The sequence below is a fragment of the Streptomyces bikiniensis genome (assembly GCF_000716625.1).
Taxonomy (GTDB): domain Bacteria; phylum Actinomycetota; class Actinomycetes; order Streptomycetales; family Streptomycetaceae; genus Streptomyces; species Streptomyces bikiniensis.
Genome location: NZ_JNXJ01000008.1, coordinates 1 through 14,543 on the forward strand (window position 1 = coordinate 1; position 14,543 = coordinate 14,543).

12 protein-coding genes are annotated in these 14,543 nt (G+C 74.6%); 6 read left to right on the top strand and 6 right to left on the bottom strand.

Annotated elements, in window-relative coordinates; all coding sequences use genetic code 11:
- Nucleotides 1-184 precede the first annotated feature (184 nt).
- Entirely contained in the window at nucleotides 185-811 is a 627-nt protein-coding gene (locus OO47_RS07425) for an HAD family hydrolase (protein WP_030208467.1), read from the top strand.
- Here OO47_RS07425 and OO47_RS07430 read toward each other — a convergent pair.
- Entirely contained in the window at nucleotides 799-1,077 is a 279-nt protein-coding gene (locus OO47_RS07430) for a hypothetical protein (protein WP_030208468.1), read from the bottom strand. The genes OO47_RS07425 and OO47_RS07430 overlap by 13 nt on opposite strands.
- A 135-nt stretch (nucleotides 1,078-1,212) precedes the next feature.
- On the opposite strand from OO47_RS07430, the gene OO47_RS38570 reads away from it, so the two are divergent.
- Entirely contained in the window at nucleotides 1,213-1,596 is a 384-nt protein-coding gene (locus OO47_RS38570) for a cold-shock protein (protein ID WP_030208470.1), read from the top strand.
- Nucleotides 1,597-1,602: 6 nt separating this feature from the next.
- Here OO47_RS38570 and OO47_RS07440 read toward each other — a convergent pair whose 3' ends face one another.
- From OO47_RS07440 to OO47_RS07455, 4 genes are all read right to left on the bottom strand, one after another.
- Nucleotides 1,603-2,454 carry a 1,4-dihydroxy-6-naphthoate synthase gene (locus OO47_RS07440; protein WP_030208471.1) on the bottom strand — a complete coding sequence of 284 codons (852 nt, stop codon included), beginning with the start codon at nucleotides 2,452-2,454 and terminating at the stop codon, nucleotides 1,603-1,605.
- Nucleotides 2,445-3,233 carry a futalosine hydrolase gene (locus tag OO47_RS07445; protein ID WP_030208475.1) on the bottom strand — a complete coding sequence of 263 codons (789 nt, stop codon included), beginning with the start codon at nucleotides 3,231-3,233 and terminating at the stop codon, nucleotides 2,445-2,447. Before OO47_RS07445 ends, OO47_RS07440 begins: the two co-directional genes overlap by 10 nt.
- Nucleotides 3,234-3,240: 7 nt before the next feature.
- Nucleotides 3,241-3,720, bottom strand: coding sequence for a hypothetical protein (locus OO47_RS07450; RefSeq protein ID WP_030208478.1), 480 nt, complete (start codon nucleotides 3,718-3,720; stop codon nucleotides 3,241-3,243).
- 122 nt (nucleotides 3,721-3,842) lie between these two features.
- Nucleotides 3,843-5,219, bottom strand: coding sequence for an MFS transporter (locus OO47_RS07455; RefSeq protein ID WP_030208481.1), 1,377 nt, complete (start codon nucleotides 5,217-5,219; stop codon nucleotides 3,843-3,845).
- A gap of 964 nt (nucleotides 5,220-6,183) precedes the next feature.
- Here OO47_RS07455 and OO47_RS07460 point away from each other — a divergent pair.
- Nucleotides 6,184-7,113 carry a DUF3027 domain-containing protein gene (locus OO47_RS07460; protein WP_030208484.1) on the top strand — a complete coding sequence of 310 codons (930 nt, stop codon included), beginning with the start codon at nucleotides 6,184-6,186 and terminating at the stop codon, nucleotides 7,111-7,113.
- 277 nt (nucleotides 7,114-7,390) lie between these two features.
- Complete coding sequence (locus OO47_RS07465; protein ID WP_051715517.1) at nucleotides 7,391-10,570, top strand: sacsin N-terminal ATP-binding-like domain-containing protein; 3,180 nt, start codon at nucleotides 7,391-7,393, stop codon at nucleotides 10,568-10,570.
- A gap of 81 nt (nucleotides 10,571-10,651) precedes the next feature.
- Here OO47_RS07465 and OO47_RS07470 read toward each other — a convergent pair whose 3' ends face one another.
- Nucleotides 10,652-11,260, bottom strand: a complete 609-nt coding sequence (locus OO47_RS07470; protein ID WP_030208488.1) for a TetR/AcrR family transcriptional regulator — start codon at nucleotides 11,258-11,260, stop codon at nucleotides 10,652-10,654.
- A 49-nt stretch (nucleotides 11,261-11,309) separates the two neighbouring features.
- On the opposite strand from OO47_RS07470, the gene OO47_RS07475 reads away from it, so the two are divergent.
- Complete coding sequence (locus tag OO47_RS07475; protein WP_030208491.1) at nucleotides 11,310-12,686, top strand: flavin monoamine oxidase family protein; 1,377 nt, start codon at nucleotides 11,310-11,312, stop codon at nucleotides 12,684-12,686.
- A gap of 27 nt (nucleotides 12,687-12,713) precedes the next feature.
- A complete protein-coding gene (locus tag OO47_RS07480) occupies nucleotides 12,714-14,444 on the top strand; it encodes an aldehyde dehydrogenase family protein (RefSeq protein WP_051715519.1) in 1,731 nt (576 codons plus the stop codon).
- Nucleotides 14,445-14,543: the final 99 nt, after the last annotated feature.

Sequence of the window (14,543 nt, forward strand, 5' to 3'; positions counted from 1 at the left end):
AGAAGACGGCATACGAGATCATGCCTAGTCTCGTGGGCTCGGAGATGTGTATAAGAGACAGCCACACCCCCCTGCAACCTGCCCCAAAGCCCCCGTACACCCGCCCCCGCGGCCCCCGCGAACCCGCCCCCGCGGCCCTCGCGAAGGCGTCCCCGGATCCGAATGTCTGGACCAGAATGGGGGCATGATCTCGACCCCCGCGCACGCGCCCCTCACCGTCGGATTCGACCTCGACCTGACCCTCCTCGACACCCGCCCCGGCATCAGGGCCACCTGGCAGGCCTTCGCCGCCGACACCGGTGCCGCGATCGACGCCGACCTCGTCGTGACCCGCCTCGGGCCGCCGCTGGAGCACGAGATGGCGTACTGGTTCCCGCAGGAGCGCGTCCCGGAGATGGTGTCCCGCTACCGGGCGCTCTACCCGGAGCACGCGATCGCGCCCACCGTCCTGATGCCGGGCGCCGAGGACGCGCTCCGGGCCGTCCGCGAGGCGGGCGGCCGGACGCTCGTCGTCACCGCCAAGAACGGCCCGCACGCCGAGCTGCACTTCGCCCACCTCGGCATCGAGCCCGACGCGGTCGTCGGCGGCCTGTGGGCCGAGGGCAAGGCGGAGGCCCTGCGCGCCCACGGCGCCCGGGTGTACGTGGGCGACCACGTCGGCGACGTCCGGGGCGCCGCCGCGGCGGACGCCGTCTCGGTGGCCGTGGCGACCGGCCCCTGCCCCGCCGAGGAGCTGCGGGAGGCCGGCGCGGACGTGGTCCTGCCGGACCTGACGGACTTCCGTGCCTGGTGGGAGGGCTACCTGGCCTGAGCGCCCGTGCCCGCGCCGGCCCTGGCCTGGCGCCGCTGGGCCGCGATCGAGCGCATCACACCGGCGCCGGCGACGAGGAATCCGACCCCCATCAGCATGGAGACGGTGTACGCGACGGTGGGGAACGGGTCCGTCCCGAGGAACAGCGGAGCCACGGTGACCAGCGTCGCGACCGCGCCGATCACGAACACGATGCCGCCGGCCCTGACGAGGCCGTCACCCGGGGCACTGTCGTCCACCGGCACGGCGGGGGTTTCATCACGCATTCGGCCAGGGTAGTTCCCAGGCCGTAGGAACACATCGGCGACGTCTTGTCACCGGCCTCCGGACCATTAGCCTTGGTGCCGGCGGGTCGGTCGACCCGCTGTTTGCCATCCCCATCGACGAGGACGAGGACGGACGTGCCTACCGGCAAGGTGAAATGGTTCAACAGCGAGAAGGGCTTCGGCTTCCTCTCCCGTGACGACGGCGGCGACGTCTTCGTCCACTCGTCGGTGCTCCCCGCCGGAGTCGAGGCGCTGAAGCCGGGCCAGCGGGTGGAGTTCGGCGTCGTCGCCGGCCAGCGCGGCGACCAGGCGCTGTCCGTCGTGATCCTCGACCCCACCCCGTCCGTCGCCGCGGCCCAGCGCCGCAAGCCCGACGAACTCGCGTCCATCGTGCAGGACCTGACGACGCTCCTGGAGAACATCACGCCGATGCTGGAGCGCGGCCGCTACCCGGAGAAGGCGGCGGGCAAGAAGATCGCCGGCCTGCTGCGGGCCGTCGCGGACCAGCTCGACGTCTGACCCGTCCTACGGGAAGGCGAGCGCGTCCGGGCCGAGGGGCGGTACGAGTCCCTCGGCCGCGGCGCGCGTGAGCAGCCCGCGGACCGCCGCGTAGCCCTGTTCGCCGAGGTCGGCCGTGAACTCGTTCACGTACAGGCCGATGTGCTGGTCCGCCACCTTCGGGTCCATCTCCTGCGCGTGCTCCATGACATACGGCCGGGAGGCGGCCGGGTCGTCCCAGGCCATCCGCACGGACGTGCGGGCCGCGTCGGCGAGGAGCCGGAGGGTCTCCGCGCCGAGCGAGCGGCGGGCGACGATCGCGCCGAGCGGGATCGGCAGGCCCGTCGTCGCCTCCCAGTGCTCGCCCATGTCGGCGAGCCGGTGCAGCCCGTACTCCTGGTACGTGAAGCGGGCCTCGTGGATGACGAGCCCCGCGTCGACCTTGCCGTCGCGGACGGCGGGCATGATCTCGTGGAACGGCATCACGACCACCTCCCCGACCTCACCGGGCACGGCCTCGGCCGCCCACAGCCGGAAGAGCAGGTACGCGGTCGAGCGCTCGCTCGGCACGGCGACGGTCCTCCCGGCCAGGTCGGCGCCGGTCCCGGCGGACCGGGTCAGGACGAGCGGCCCGCAGCCCCGGCCCAGGGCGCCGCCGCAGGGCAGCAGGGCGTACTCGTCGAGGATCCGGGGCAGCACGGCGTACGACACCTTCAGGACGTGGTGCGCGTCGGTGCCGCCCTCGGCCCAGCCGTTGGTGACGTCGATGTCCGCGAAGGTCACGTCGAGCCGGGGGGCGCCCGGGACGCGCCCGTGGGCCCAGGCGTCGAAGACGAAGGTGTCGTTCGGGCAGGGCGAATAGGCGATCTTCAGTTCCACGGCGCCTCCTCGGGGACGGTGCGGCTCAGTGCTCCGGCGGCCCGCCGGAGCGCGTCCAGGGCGTCCCCGATGCGCCAGGCGGCGCGGTCGCGGGGGCCGACGGCGTTCGACACGGCCCGGAGCTCGACGACGGGCACGCCGTACGGGGCGGCGGCCTCGGCGACGCCGAAGCCCTCCATCGCCTCGGCGGCGGCCCCGGGGTGCCGCTCCGCCAGCTCGGCGGCGCGGCGGGCGGTGCCGGTGACGGTGGAGACGGTGAGGACGGGCGCGACGGCGCACGGCAGGCCCTCGGCGGCCAGGGCGGCGGCGACGCGGCCGGTCAGCGCCTCGGGCACGGGGTGGGCGGACCGTCCGAAGCCGAGCGCGTCGACGGCGAGGTACCCGTCGGGGGTCTCCGCCCCGAGGTCGGCGGCGACGATCGCGGACGAGACGACGAGGGACCCGAGCGGTGCGGCCGGCCGGAACCCGCCGCCGATCCCGGCGGAGACGACGAGGTCGTAGGGCCGCTCGCGGCGGTCCGCGTCCGTCAGCGCGGCGTGCGCGAGGGCCGTTCCCGTCGCGGCGGCGGCGGCCGCGGGGCCGACCCCGCCGACGAGGACGTCGACGCGCGCACGGTCGCCCTCCGCCGCGTGGCGGCGCAGGGCGTGCCCCCCGGGCAGCGGGACGCGCTCGGGGGCGGCCGGGACGTCCCGGGCCTCCGGGGTGACGGACGCGAGGCCGGCGGAGACGGAGTCCGCCTCCGCCGCCACGGCCGTCACGATCAGGATCCGGTGGACCACCGGCGGATCAGGATTCCTTCTTCAGCTGGAAGTGCCAGATGCCGGTCAGCTTCTTGCCGGTGTTCTCGACGATGGTCACCTGGGCGTTGTTCACGGTCTCGCCGGGCTGGCCGGAGAAGAAGGCGCTGGCCGGAATGGTCCGGTAGGTCTTCTTGTACGGCTCGGCCTCGGCCTGCTCGCCGCCGAGGAAGATCGTCCAGCCGTTGTCGGCGATCTCGGGGTCCACGCCGAAGCGGATCCGGTCGTCGGGCGCGACGGTGAGGGACTTCTCGGCCTTCTTGTTGAGGCACTCCTGGACCTGCGACTCCTTGATGGCGTCGCCGTCGTTGTAGCAGGCGGCCTCGGAGTGGACCGACTCGGTTCCGACGGTCAGGGTCGCGACCGGGGTCGGCTTGTCGCAGGCGGAGAGGACGAGGAGCCCGGCGGAGACGGCCCCGAGGGCGACGGCGGTCCGGCGGCGCGAGCCGGAGAAGAGCGCAACGGTCATGAGCCGAAGGCTATCGGGCCGTCGCTTCCGCGCCACGCGGGGGTACGGCGTGCCGCCCCGCCGTACGGGAAGGGCTGGGCCATCCGTACGCCGGGAGGTCCCGCCCGCACCGCACCCGTCCGTCACGCCACCCTCGTCTTCGGGCGGTTCTTCGGGCCGGGGCGGCGGGAGGCCGAGAGGAGGCCCCGGACGGCGAGGAGGGCGCCCGTGGCGAGGATCGCGGCGGCGACGGACATGCCGAGGGTGCCGTTCAGGGGGAGGGCGATGCCGATCGCGCCGCCCACCACCCACGCCATCTGCAGGGCGGTCTCGGAGCGCGCGAACGCCGAGGTCCGCACCACCTCCGGCACGTCCCGCTGGATCAGCGCGTCCAGGGACAGCTTCGACAGGGCCTGGGTGAGGCCCGCGACGGCGCCGAGGACGGCGACCATGACGCCGCCGAAGAAGATCGCCGTGCAGATCGCGGTCCCGAGCACGACGCTGATCATCGTGGCGATGATCACCTCGGGGCCGTGGCCCCGGTCCCGGAGCAGCGAGCCGACCGCCGTCCCGCAGGCGTTGCCGACGCCCGCCGCCACGCCCACGATGCCGAGGGAGACGGCGGCGCTCTGCCCGGACAGCGGGTGCTCGCGCAGCAGGAACGCCAGGAAGAAGATCAGGAAGCCGGACAGCATGCGCTGGGCCGCGTTGGCCGCGAGGCCGTGCAGGACGGCCGGGCCGACCGTCCGCAGGCTCGGCTTCTTCTCGCCGTGGGTGAGCAGGTGCGCCCGCCGCTCGCCCTTCGCGGAGTCCACCTTCGGCGGCATCCGCAGCGCCCAGAACACGCCGAGCAGGAACAGCGCGCACGCGCCGTACAGCGGCCAGCCCGGCCCGATCATCTGGAGGCCCGCCCCGACGGGCGCGGCGATTCCGGTGGCGAGCAGTCCCGCCAGGGTGACTCTGGAGTTCGCCTTCACGAGCGAGAAGTCCGGTGGGAGCAGCCGGGGCACGACCGCGCTGCGGACCACGCCGTACGCCTTGGAGGCGACGAGCACGCCGAGCGCGGCCGGGTACAGCTCGATGCCGCCAGTCGCGACGGCCCCGGACATCATGATCGCCAGGACCGCGCGGGTCCCCATCGCGCCCGCCATCGCCGCGCGCCGGCCGTGCGGGACGCGGTCCAGGAGCGGGCCGATCACGGGGGCGAGGAGGGTGAACGGGGCCATGGTGATGGCGAGGTAGAGGGCGACGCGGCCGCGGGCCTCGTCGGTCGGCACGGAGAAGAAGACGGTGGAGGCGAGGGCGACGGTGATCATGACGTCCCCGGCGCCGTTCACGGCGTGCAGCTCGATCAGCTTGCCGAGCCCCGACTCGCCCGCGCCGTGCGCGTGGGTGGCCTTCCGGATGCCCTTCGCGGTGCCGGTGAACGGCAGGTGCAGGGCACGGCCGACCGCCCGGCCCGCTCTCCGGAGCGGCCCGGTGTGATCGTCGGATCGTGCGGGGGACCGTGCGGCTGCCACCCCGTCATAGTGCCCCAAGGTCGGGGGACGAATCGTGACGTGACGCGGGAGACATCCGGACCACCGGGGGCACCTGACGGCCGGACGGAACCACCGGCGGCGAAGCCGGGCGCCCCGCACTCCGGGCGTGTCGCACCACCCCGGAACGGGACGCGCCACGCGGGACGGCCGGTCCGGGCCGGGGCGGGGCGACCCGGGGCGGGGCGGGTCGTGGCGGGGCGGGTCGGCTCGCGGCGGGGCGGGTCGGCTCGTGGCCGGGGAGCCGAGCGCCGTGCGGGTCGGGCCGGGCCGGTCGCCGGGTCTCGGAGCCGTACCGCTCTACTGTGGGCGCGCCGCGCAGGGGCGGGCAGTCCGGCCGGGTCGGCTCGTGGCCGGGAAGCCGAGCGCCGTGCGGGCCGGGCCGGTCGCCGGGTCTCGGAGCCGTACCGCTCTGTCGTGGGCGCGCCGCGTCCGGTGGCGGGTGGCTGTCCGGCCGGGATCGCGGACTTCGGCGTCCGTGGGCGCGCCGCGCGGGAGCGGGCGGGCCAGGTGGACGCGCCGCGCGGAGCCGGTCGGTCGCCGGGTTTCGGAGTCGTACTCCTCCACCGGGGCGCGCCGCGCGGGAGCGGGTGGTTCCGGTGTTGTCGGGGCCGTGGCCATGCGCCGGCCCCGCCCGTTTCGCGGGCCTCCCGAGGTGGGCGGACGGCCCTCCCGGGGCGGGTCGGCGGGCCTCTTGGGGCGGGCAGGTGGGCGGAGGCCCGCGAACGGGGTAGCGTGCGTAGCGCGTCACCGGCGGAAGCTCTCGGCCGCGCGCCTCTTCGGCATCCCGCAGAATGGATGGCGTTAGGTGTGCCCGAGACGCGCGAGACACGTCGGGCGCGGACGTCGATGCGGCCCCCCGGTCCGCTCCGCCCGCCGCCCGTTGCTTCGCTCCCGCCTCCCGGCCGGCGCACCTGTGAGACGGCGTAGGAGAGAAGCGATACCTGTGAGTGCTGCGACGACGCGAAGCGGTACCCCGCGTGCCCCGCGAGCCACGCGTACCCCCGACCGCCTGTGCGCCGAGGCGGTGGAACTCGCCCGGGAGGCCGCCGAGGAGGCGGCCGCGCCGGGGATCGTGGGCGCCCACGTGGAGGTCGTCGCGGAGGGCGACCGCGTCGTCACCCACTTCTTCGAGTGCAAGGAGCCCGGCTACCGGGGCTGGCGCTGGGCGGTGACCGTCGCGCGCGCCTCCCGCGCCAAGAACGTCACGCTTGACGAAACCGTCCTGCTGCCCGGCCCCGACTCCCTCCTCGCCCCCGAGTGGGTGCCGTGGAGCGAGCGGCTGCGCCCCGGCGACATGGGCCCGGGCGACCTGCTGCCGACCGAACAGGACGACCCGCGCCTGGAGCCCGGCTACACCGGCGAGGACGCGCCGCCGCCGAACTCCGCGGTCTCGGAGGAGCTGGCGGACCACCTCGACGCCGAGGACGCCGAGATCGTGACCCGTACCCCCTCGCGGGGCGCGATCGCGTCGGTCGCCGACGAGCTCGGCATGCGCCGGGCCCGGGTCCTGTCCCGCTACGGCCTGCACACGGCCGCGGACCGCTGGGACGAGGCCTTCGGGGCCAGGACCCCGATGGCGCAGGCGGCCCCCGCCACCTGCGACTCCTGCGCCTTCCTGGTGCCGCTCGACGGCTCCCTGAAGCAGGCCTTCGGCATCTGCGCCAACGAGTTCTCCCCGGCGGACGGCCGGGTCGTCTCCCTGGCGTACGGCTGCGGGGGCCACTCGGAGGCCGCCGTCATGCCGAAGCCGCCGCGCCCCGCGCTCCCGGTCCACGACTCCACGGCCGTCGACGCCTTCCCCCTCCGCCCCGCCGGGGACTCCGGCTCCACGACGGAGCCGGACGAGGTCCTGGAGGACCTGGGCCACTCGTAGCCGGGCCACCGGCCGCAGCCGGCTCCCGGCGGATCCGGCCGCTCACGGGTGAGACGAGCCGTTCGCGGGCGAGGGCCCAGGTCGCCCACGGGGCGGGGGTCCGTGCCGTTCGCGGGCGAGGGCCCAGGTCGCCCACGGGCGAGGACCCGGCCGCTCGCGCGGGCGGCTCCCTCCGCCGGGAAGGCCGTGCCGCGCGGCGCGGTACCTTCGGGCCCCGGGCCCTCGGGCCCGGGGAGCGGCACCGTACCGGTCCCGCCCCGAACCACCGCCCCGCAGAGTGGAGTCAGACGTGAGCGTCAGCGTCCGGACGACGACCGACGGAACCGACCCCTTCGGCACCGCGCGGTTGCGCCGCGGAGTCCTCGACGCCTGGGGGGCCTCGCCCGCCCGGTTCCGTGAGGACGCCAACGCCGAGGAGGACCTCGCGCTCGGCGGCTACCGCGACCGGCTGGTCGTCGAGCTGGCCCAGAACGCCGCCGACGCCGCCCGCCGCGCCGGCCTCCCCGGCCGCCTCCGCCTCACCCTGCACCCGGCGGACCGCGAGGGCCCGGCCGTCCTCGCCGCCGCCAACACCGGAGCCCCGCTGGACGCCACGGGCGTCGAGTCGCTGTCCACCCTCCGCGCCTCCGCCAAGCGCGAGCAGGGCGGCGAGGGGGACACGGGGGCCGTGGGCCGCTTCGGCGTCGGCTTCGCCGCCGTCCTCGCCGTCACCGACGAACCCGCCCTCCTCGGCCGCCACGGCGGCGTCCGCTGGTCCCTCGCCGAAGCCCGCGAACTGGCCGCCGACGCCGCCCGCTACAGCCCCGGCCTCGGCGACGAACTGCGCCGCCGCGACGGCCACGTGCCCCTGCTGCGCCTGCCGCTGCCCGCCGAGGGCACCGCGCCCGAGGGGTACGACACCGTCGTGGTCCTGCCGCTGCGCGACGCGGCCGCCCACGACCTCACCGAACGCCTCCTCTCCTCGATCGACGACGCCCTGCTGCTCACTCTTCCGGGTCTGTCCGAGGTCGTCGTGGAGACACCCGAAGGTGTACGAACGCTCCGCCGCTCCGAGGCCGACGGCTACGTCCGCGTCGAGGACTCCGCGAGCGCGGCCGTCACCGGCTCCACCGGCGGCGCGCACCGCTGGCGGACCGTCAGCCACGGCGGCCCGATCGACCCCGAACTCCTCAGGGACCGCCCGGTCGAGGAGCGCCTGCGCCCCCACTGGTCGGTCACCTGGGCCGTACCCGTGGACGACGAGGGGGCCCCGCGCTACCCGCAGACCACCCCCGTCGTGCACGCCCCGACCCCCACGGACGAACCCCTGGGCATCCCCGCCCTCCTCATCGCCTCCCTGCCGCTCGACACGGCCCGCCGCCACCCGGCGCCCGGGCCGCTCACCGACTTCCTGGTGCAGCGGGCGGCCGACGCGTACGCCGAACTCCTCGCGGACTGGCGGCCGGTGACGACCGCCGCGCTCGACCTCGTGCCCGGTCCGTTCGGCAAGGGCCCGCTCGACGGGGCGCTGCGCGAGGCGATCCTCGACCGGCTGCCGCGCGTCGGGTTCCTGGCGCCCGCCGTCCCGACCGAGGAACTGCCCGCGCTCCGCACGATCGAGGCGGAGGTCGTGGAGGGCGCGGGCGCGGACACCGTGAACGTACTGGCGGAGGTCTTCCCGACGCTCCTCCCGGCCGGTCTGGAGCGCCGCCCGGAGCTGCGCACGCTCGGCGTCGGCCGGGTGCCGCTGACCGAGGCGATCGACCGCCTGGCCGGGGTCGACCGGCCCGCCGGCTGGTGGTGGCGCCTGTACGACTCCCTCGCGGGCGTCGACCCGGACCGGCTCACGGGCCTGCCGGTGCCGCTGGCGGAGGAGGACGGGGGCGGCCGGTCCCGTACGGCGATCGGCCCCCGCCAGGTCCTGCTGCCGCAGGAGGGCACCCCGCCCGAGCTGGCCCGCCTCGGCCTGAAGGTGGCGCACCCGGACGCCGCCCACCCGCTCCTGGAGAAGCTGGGCGCCCTGCCCGCCACGCCCCGCGCGATCCTGACGACCCATCAGGTGCGGCTCGCGGTCGCGGCCTCCCTCGACGTGGGCGAGATCTGGGACGAGGACGTCGACGCCCTCGACGCCGAGGAGCTGGCGGAGACCGTCCTCGGCCTGGTCAGGGACGCGGAGCTCGCCCCGGGCGAGGAGCCGTGGCTGGGCGCGCTCGCCCTCCCCGACGAGGACGGCGAACTCGCCCCGGCCAGCGAACTCGTCCTGCCCGGCTCGCCCTTCGCCGCCGTCGTCCGCGAGGACGAGATCGCCTTCGTGGACGCCGACCTGGCCGCCCGCTGGGGCGAGCAGCCCCTCACCGCGTGCGGGGTGCTCGCCACCTTCGCCCTGGTCCGCACGAGCGACCTCGTCCTCGACCCGGACGAGGTCGAGCCCCGCGAGGGCGACTACCCGGAGCCGGACGACGCCGGGCTCCTCGACGCGGTCGACGTGTGGTGCGAGGACGTCCTCGACCGGCTCCCGGAGACCCCGGTGCCGCCGGTGGCGACGGAGATCACGGCCGTGCGGGACCTGGACCTGGTCGACGACGACGCCTGGCCGCAGGCGCTCGCCCTGCTCGCCGCACCGCCCCTGAGGGACGCCCTGATCGAGCCCGTACGGGTCCTCCTGCCGGACGGCACGACGGAGACCGTCCGCTCGTACACGGCCTGGTGGCTCCGGGACCACCCCGTCCTGGACGGACGCCGCCCGGCCGGACTGCGCGCGGCCGGCACCGACCCCCTCCTGATGGGCCTGTACGACTCCGCCGACGCGACCGGCTTCGAGGACGAGCAGGTCCTGCGGGCCCTCGGCGTCCGGACCTCGGTCCCGGCGCTCCTGGACGAGCCGGGCGGCGCGGCCGAGCTCCTGGCCCGCCTGGCGGACCCGGACCGCACGGTGTCGGCCCCGCAGCTGCACGCCCTCTACACGGCCCTCGCGGACCTGGACCCGGAGCAGGTGACCCTCCCGGACGAGCTGCGGGCGGTCGTCGACGGGGTCGTGACCGTGGTCGACGCGGCGGACGCGGTGGTGGCGGACGCCCCGGACCTCCTGCCCCTGACGGCCGGCCTCCCGCTCCTCCCGGTCTCCCCGTCCCGCGCGGTGGACCTGGCCGACCTGTTCCAGGTGCGGCGCCTGAGCGAGACGGTGGAGGCGGAGGTCACGACGACCGGCGAGGACCACGGCGTCCCGGACGCGGTCACGGCCCTCCTCGGCCCCGCGACCCCCGGCTTCTACGTCGAGCACGAGGAGCTCCGCGCGGGCGGCGTCGAACTCGACTGGCGCCGCACCCCCGACGGCACCGTCCACGCCGCGACCCTCGAGGGCGTCGCCGCCGGCCTCGCCTGGGCCGCCGGCCAGTGGCCCCGCCGCTTCGAGGTCGCGGCCCTCCTGGAGGACCCGACCCGCACGGAGGAACTGTCCCGGGACCGGTGGTTCGACTAGGCCATGTCTCTCCGATCATCGGACCGTCAATTTGGCATGGCGCCGCCCTCCGCGGTGTGACGACGGGACGGCGGCGGTGGGTCATGCCGGCGGCGGGCCGCCGGGGGTTACGACGCCGCCGATGAGGTCGCGTACGAGTTCCGCCGCCTGGGCGCGGGTCCGCTCCGGTTCGTCGGCTTCCGTGATCGTGATGGAGAGCTCGGTGAGCGCGCCGTAGAAAGCCCGGGCGACCAGAGCGGCGGGGTAGGGCCGCAGGCGTCCGGCGTCCAGTGCGGCGTTCACGACGTCCTGGACCAGGCCGCCGAGATGGAGCTGGTCCAGCTCGCGCCACCGCTGCCAGCCCAGGGCGATCGGGCCCTGCTGCAGCACGATGTGCCGGTACGCCTCCCCGCTGCAGACATCGAGGAACGCGTCGACGCCCCGGTACGCGCGCTCGCGCGGATCGGTCACGGGGGCGATCACTGCCCGGATGTGTTCGGTGGCCTGCCGCTCCAGTTCTTCGAAGACAGCCTCGAAGAGTCCGGCCTTGCCGTCGAAGTGGTGGTAGAGCGCGCCGCGCGTCAGCCCTGCCGTGCGCACCAGTTCCTCTGCGGAGACGGCCGTGTAGTCCCGTTCGGTGAAGAGGCTGAGCCCCGTGTCGAGCAGGGTGCGGCGGGTGTTCTCCGCGTACTTTTCGCGCAGCGTTTCCATACGCCATGGATATCACATACGCTATGTATGTTAGATGCACTCTGTATGAATGGTGGACGTGATGGAGAAGTCAGCGGACGTCGTGATCGTCGGCGCCGGTGTGGCGGGCCTGGTGGCCGCCCGGAATCTCGTGCGGAACGGGGTGGACGTCCTGGTCCTGGAAGCACGAGACCGCGTAGGGGGCCGGCTCCTGAACGGCGAGCTGCCCGGAGGCGCTCCCATCGAGGTCGGCGGGCAGTGGGTCGGCCCGGCCCAGCACCAGGCCATGCAACTCATCAGGGAACTCGGCCTGAACACCTACCCCACCTACGGCGAGGGCGAGCACATCGCAGAGATCCGCACCACCCGCGCCCAGTACACAGGCCGGATCCCCAAGCTCAACCCCCTCGTCCTCGCCGACATCGGACAGACCCAGTACCGCCTGGACCGCATCGCCCGCCAGGTCGCCGCCGCCGAGCCCTGGCGAGCGCCCCAGGCCGAGGAACTCGACCGCCAGACCTTCGACACCTGGCTGCGCCGCACCGCCCGCACCACGGGCGGCCGGGACTTCTTCCGGCTGTTCACCGAGGCGGTCTTCTCCAATGAACCCGAGGACATGTCCGCACTCTGGGCCGCCTTCTACGTCGGCGGCGCCGGCGGTTTCGACCAGCTGATCAACGTCTCCGGCGGAGCCCAGCAGGACCGCGTCCTCGGCGGAACGCAGCGCATCGCGCTCGAACTGGCCGAGGAACTCGGCGACCGGATCGTCCTCGACGCCCCCGTCACCGACATCGACTGGCAGCCCGCCGCCACCTCCGGCGTCCGCGTCACCACGCGCAGCGGCCTCACCGTCCGCGCCCGGCGCGCCGTCGTCGCCGTCCCGCCGCCGCTCGCCGCCCGGATCCGCTACACCCCCGGCCTGCCCGGCGACCGCGACCAGCTCATCCAGCGGATGCCGATGGGCCGCGTCATCAAGATCAACATCGCCTACGAGGAGCCGTTCTGGCGCCACGCCGGTCTCAGCGGCCAGGCCAACAGCACCCACCGCCCCTTCGGCACCGTCCTCGACAACACCCCCCACGACGGATCGTGCGGCGTACTCGTCGGCTTCCTCGAAGGACGCCACGCCGACACCGGATCACGCATGGACCCCGACGAGCGCCGCGCCCAGGTGATCAACGACCTCGTCGGCTACTTCGGCCCCAAGGCCCGCAGCCCCATCGCCTTCATCGAACGCGACTGGGCGGAGGAGGAGTACAGCCGCGGCTGCTACGGAGCCTTCGCCGTCCCCGGCGCCCTCACCCGCTTCGGCCCGGCCCTGCGCCGCCCTGTCGGTCCCCTGCACTGGGCCGGCACCGAAACCGCCACCCGATGGGCGGGCTACATCGACGGCGCCGCCGAATCCGGCCACCGCGTCGCCGACGAGATCCTCCCCAAGCTCTCCTGACCCCCGACACGCGAGCGAGGCTCCACCATGACCGACCAGCCCTCCACCCGCAGCACCACTCCCACCCCCGACATCGACGCCCTGGTCGAACGACTCGCCACCGGCGAACGCGCCTGGGCCCGCACCCACCTGTCCGAACGGCGCGGACTGCTCCTCGACGTCGCGGCCGCGACCGCGGCCACCGCCGACACATGGGTGCGCACCGCGGCCTGCATCAAGCAGCTCAACCCCGCCTCCCCGCTCCTCGGAGAGGAATGGCTCAGCGGCCCGTACGCGGTGCTCACCTACCTCCAGGCCCTCCAGGAAACCCTGCGCCGCCTCGACGAAGGGGCCGACGTCCTCGCCGACACACGGATCACCCGGGCCCCCGGCGACCGGCTCGCCGTCCAGGTCCTCCCGTACGACACCTACGACAAGCTCCTCCTGAACGGCTTCCACGCCGAGGTCTGGACGACGCCCGGCACCACAGAGGAGCAGCTGCGCGCCACAGCCGGGCTCACCCAGCGGGCCCCGCGACGGACCAGGGGCGTCGCGCTCGTCCTCGGTGCAGGCAACATCCTGTCCATCCCGCCCCTGGACGTGCTCTATCAGCTGTTCGCGGAGAACCGCACCGCCGTACTCAAGCTCAACCCCACCACCGACCCGCTCGCCGACGTCTACCGCGCGGCCTTCAAGCCGCTCATCGACCGGGGCCTGGTCGAGATCGTCACGGGCGGCCCCGATGTGGGCGGGGCACTCGCCGGGCACCCCGGCATCGCGGCCGTCCACATGACCGGCAGCGAAGGCACCCACGACGCCGTAGTCTGGGGCACCGGGGAGGCGGCGACGGCCGCCAAGGCCGCAGGCAAGCCGAAACTGTCCAAGCCCATGACCAGCGAACTCGGCGGCGTTTCCCCCATCATCATCCTGCCCGGCGAGTGGTCCGAGGCAGATCTGCGCTACCAGGCCGAGCACGTCGCCACCATGCGACTGCACAACAGCGGCTGCAACTGCATCGCCGGCCAGATCCTCATCCTCAGCTCCGACTGGCCCCAGAAGAACGCCTTCCTCACCGCGCTGCGCCGAGCCTTCGCCACCGCACCGGCCCGCCCCGCCTGGTACCCCGGCTGCGAAGCGCGCGTCCAGTCCGCCCGCGACCTCCACCCCGGCGCGGAGAAGCCCGGTGGCACACCCGAACGCACCCTCCTCACCGGACTGGACCTCACCGACCCCGACGAGACGGCCTTCACCACCGAATACTTCGGCCCGGTCCTCGGCGTCGCCGAACTCCCCGGCACCGCAACCCAGTTCCTTGATGCCGCCGTCACCGCCGCCAACGAACGCCTCCACGGAACCCTCGGCGCCAACCTCATCGCCCACCCCGACACCATCAAGGCCCTCGGCGACAGCCTGCGCGCCGCGATCGCCAACCTGCGTTACGGCACCGTCGCCGTCAACGCCTGGACCGGCGTCGGCTACGCCACCCCCCGCGCTACCTGGGGCGCCTACCCCGGACACACGCTCGACGACGTCCAGAGCGGCATCGGCATCATCCACAACGCCCTCCTCCTGGACCACACCGAACGCACCGTCGTCACCGGCCCCTTCCGCCCCGCACCCCGTTCCGTACTCCTCGGCGACACCACCATCTCCCCCAAACCCCCGTGGTTCGTCACCAACACCACCGCCGCCCGCACCGGCCGACTCCTCACCGAGTTCGCCGCCAACCCCCGATGGCAAGACCTCCCCGCCCTCTTCGCCTCAGCCCTCCGAGGCTGACGCAAGGGCGCCCGACGGGCAGAAGGTGTGCGCCGTGCCGACACGGCGCACACCGGAACGTAGCCCCCGGCGGTCCGCCCGGAGAACGTGACAAACGCT

Excerpts from the sequence above, each read along its gene's own strand:
- OO47_RS07425 (WP_030208467.1), top strand. The coding sequence starts at position 185 with ATGATCTCGACCCCCGCGCACGCGCCCCTCACCGTCGGATTCGACCTC.
- OO47_RS07430 (WP_030208468.1), bottom strand. The coding sequence starts at position 1,077 with ATGCGTGATGAAACCCCCGCCGTGCCGGTGGACGACAGTGCCCCGGGT.
- OO47_RS07450 (WP_030208478.1), bottom strand. The coding sequence starts at position 3,720 with ATGACCGTTGCGCTCTTCTCCGGCTCGCGCCGCCGGACCGCCGTCGCC.
- OO47_RS07470 (WP_030208488.1), bottom strand. The coding sequence starts at position 11,260 with ATGGAAACGCTGCGCGAAAAGTACGCGGAGAACACCCGCCGCACCCTG.
- OO47_RS07475 (WP_030208491.1), top strand. The coding sequence starts at position 11,310 with ATGGTGGACGTGATGGAGAAGTCAGCGGACGTCGTGATCGTCGGCGCC.
- OO47_RS07480 (WP_051715519.1), top strand. The coding sequence starts at position 12,714 with ATGACCGACCAGCCCTCCACCCGCAGCACCACTCCCACCCCCGACATC.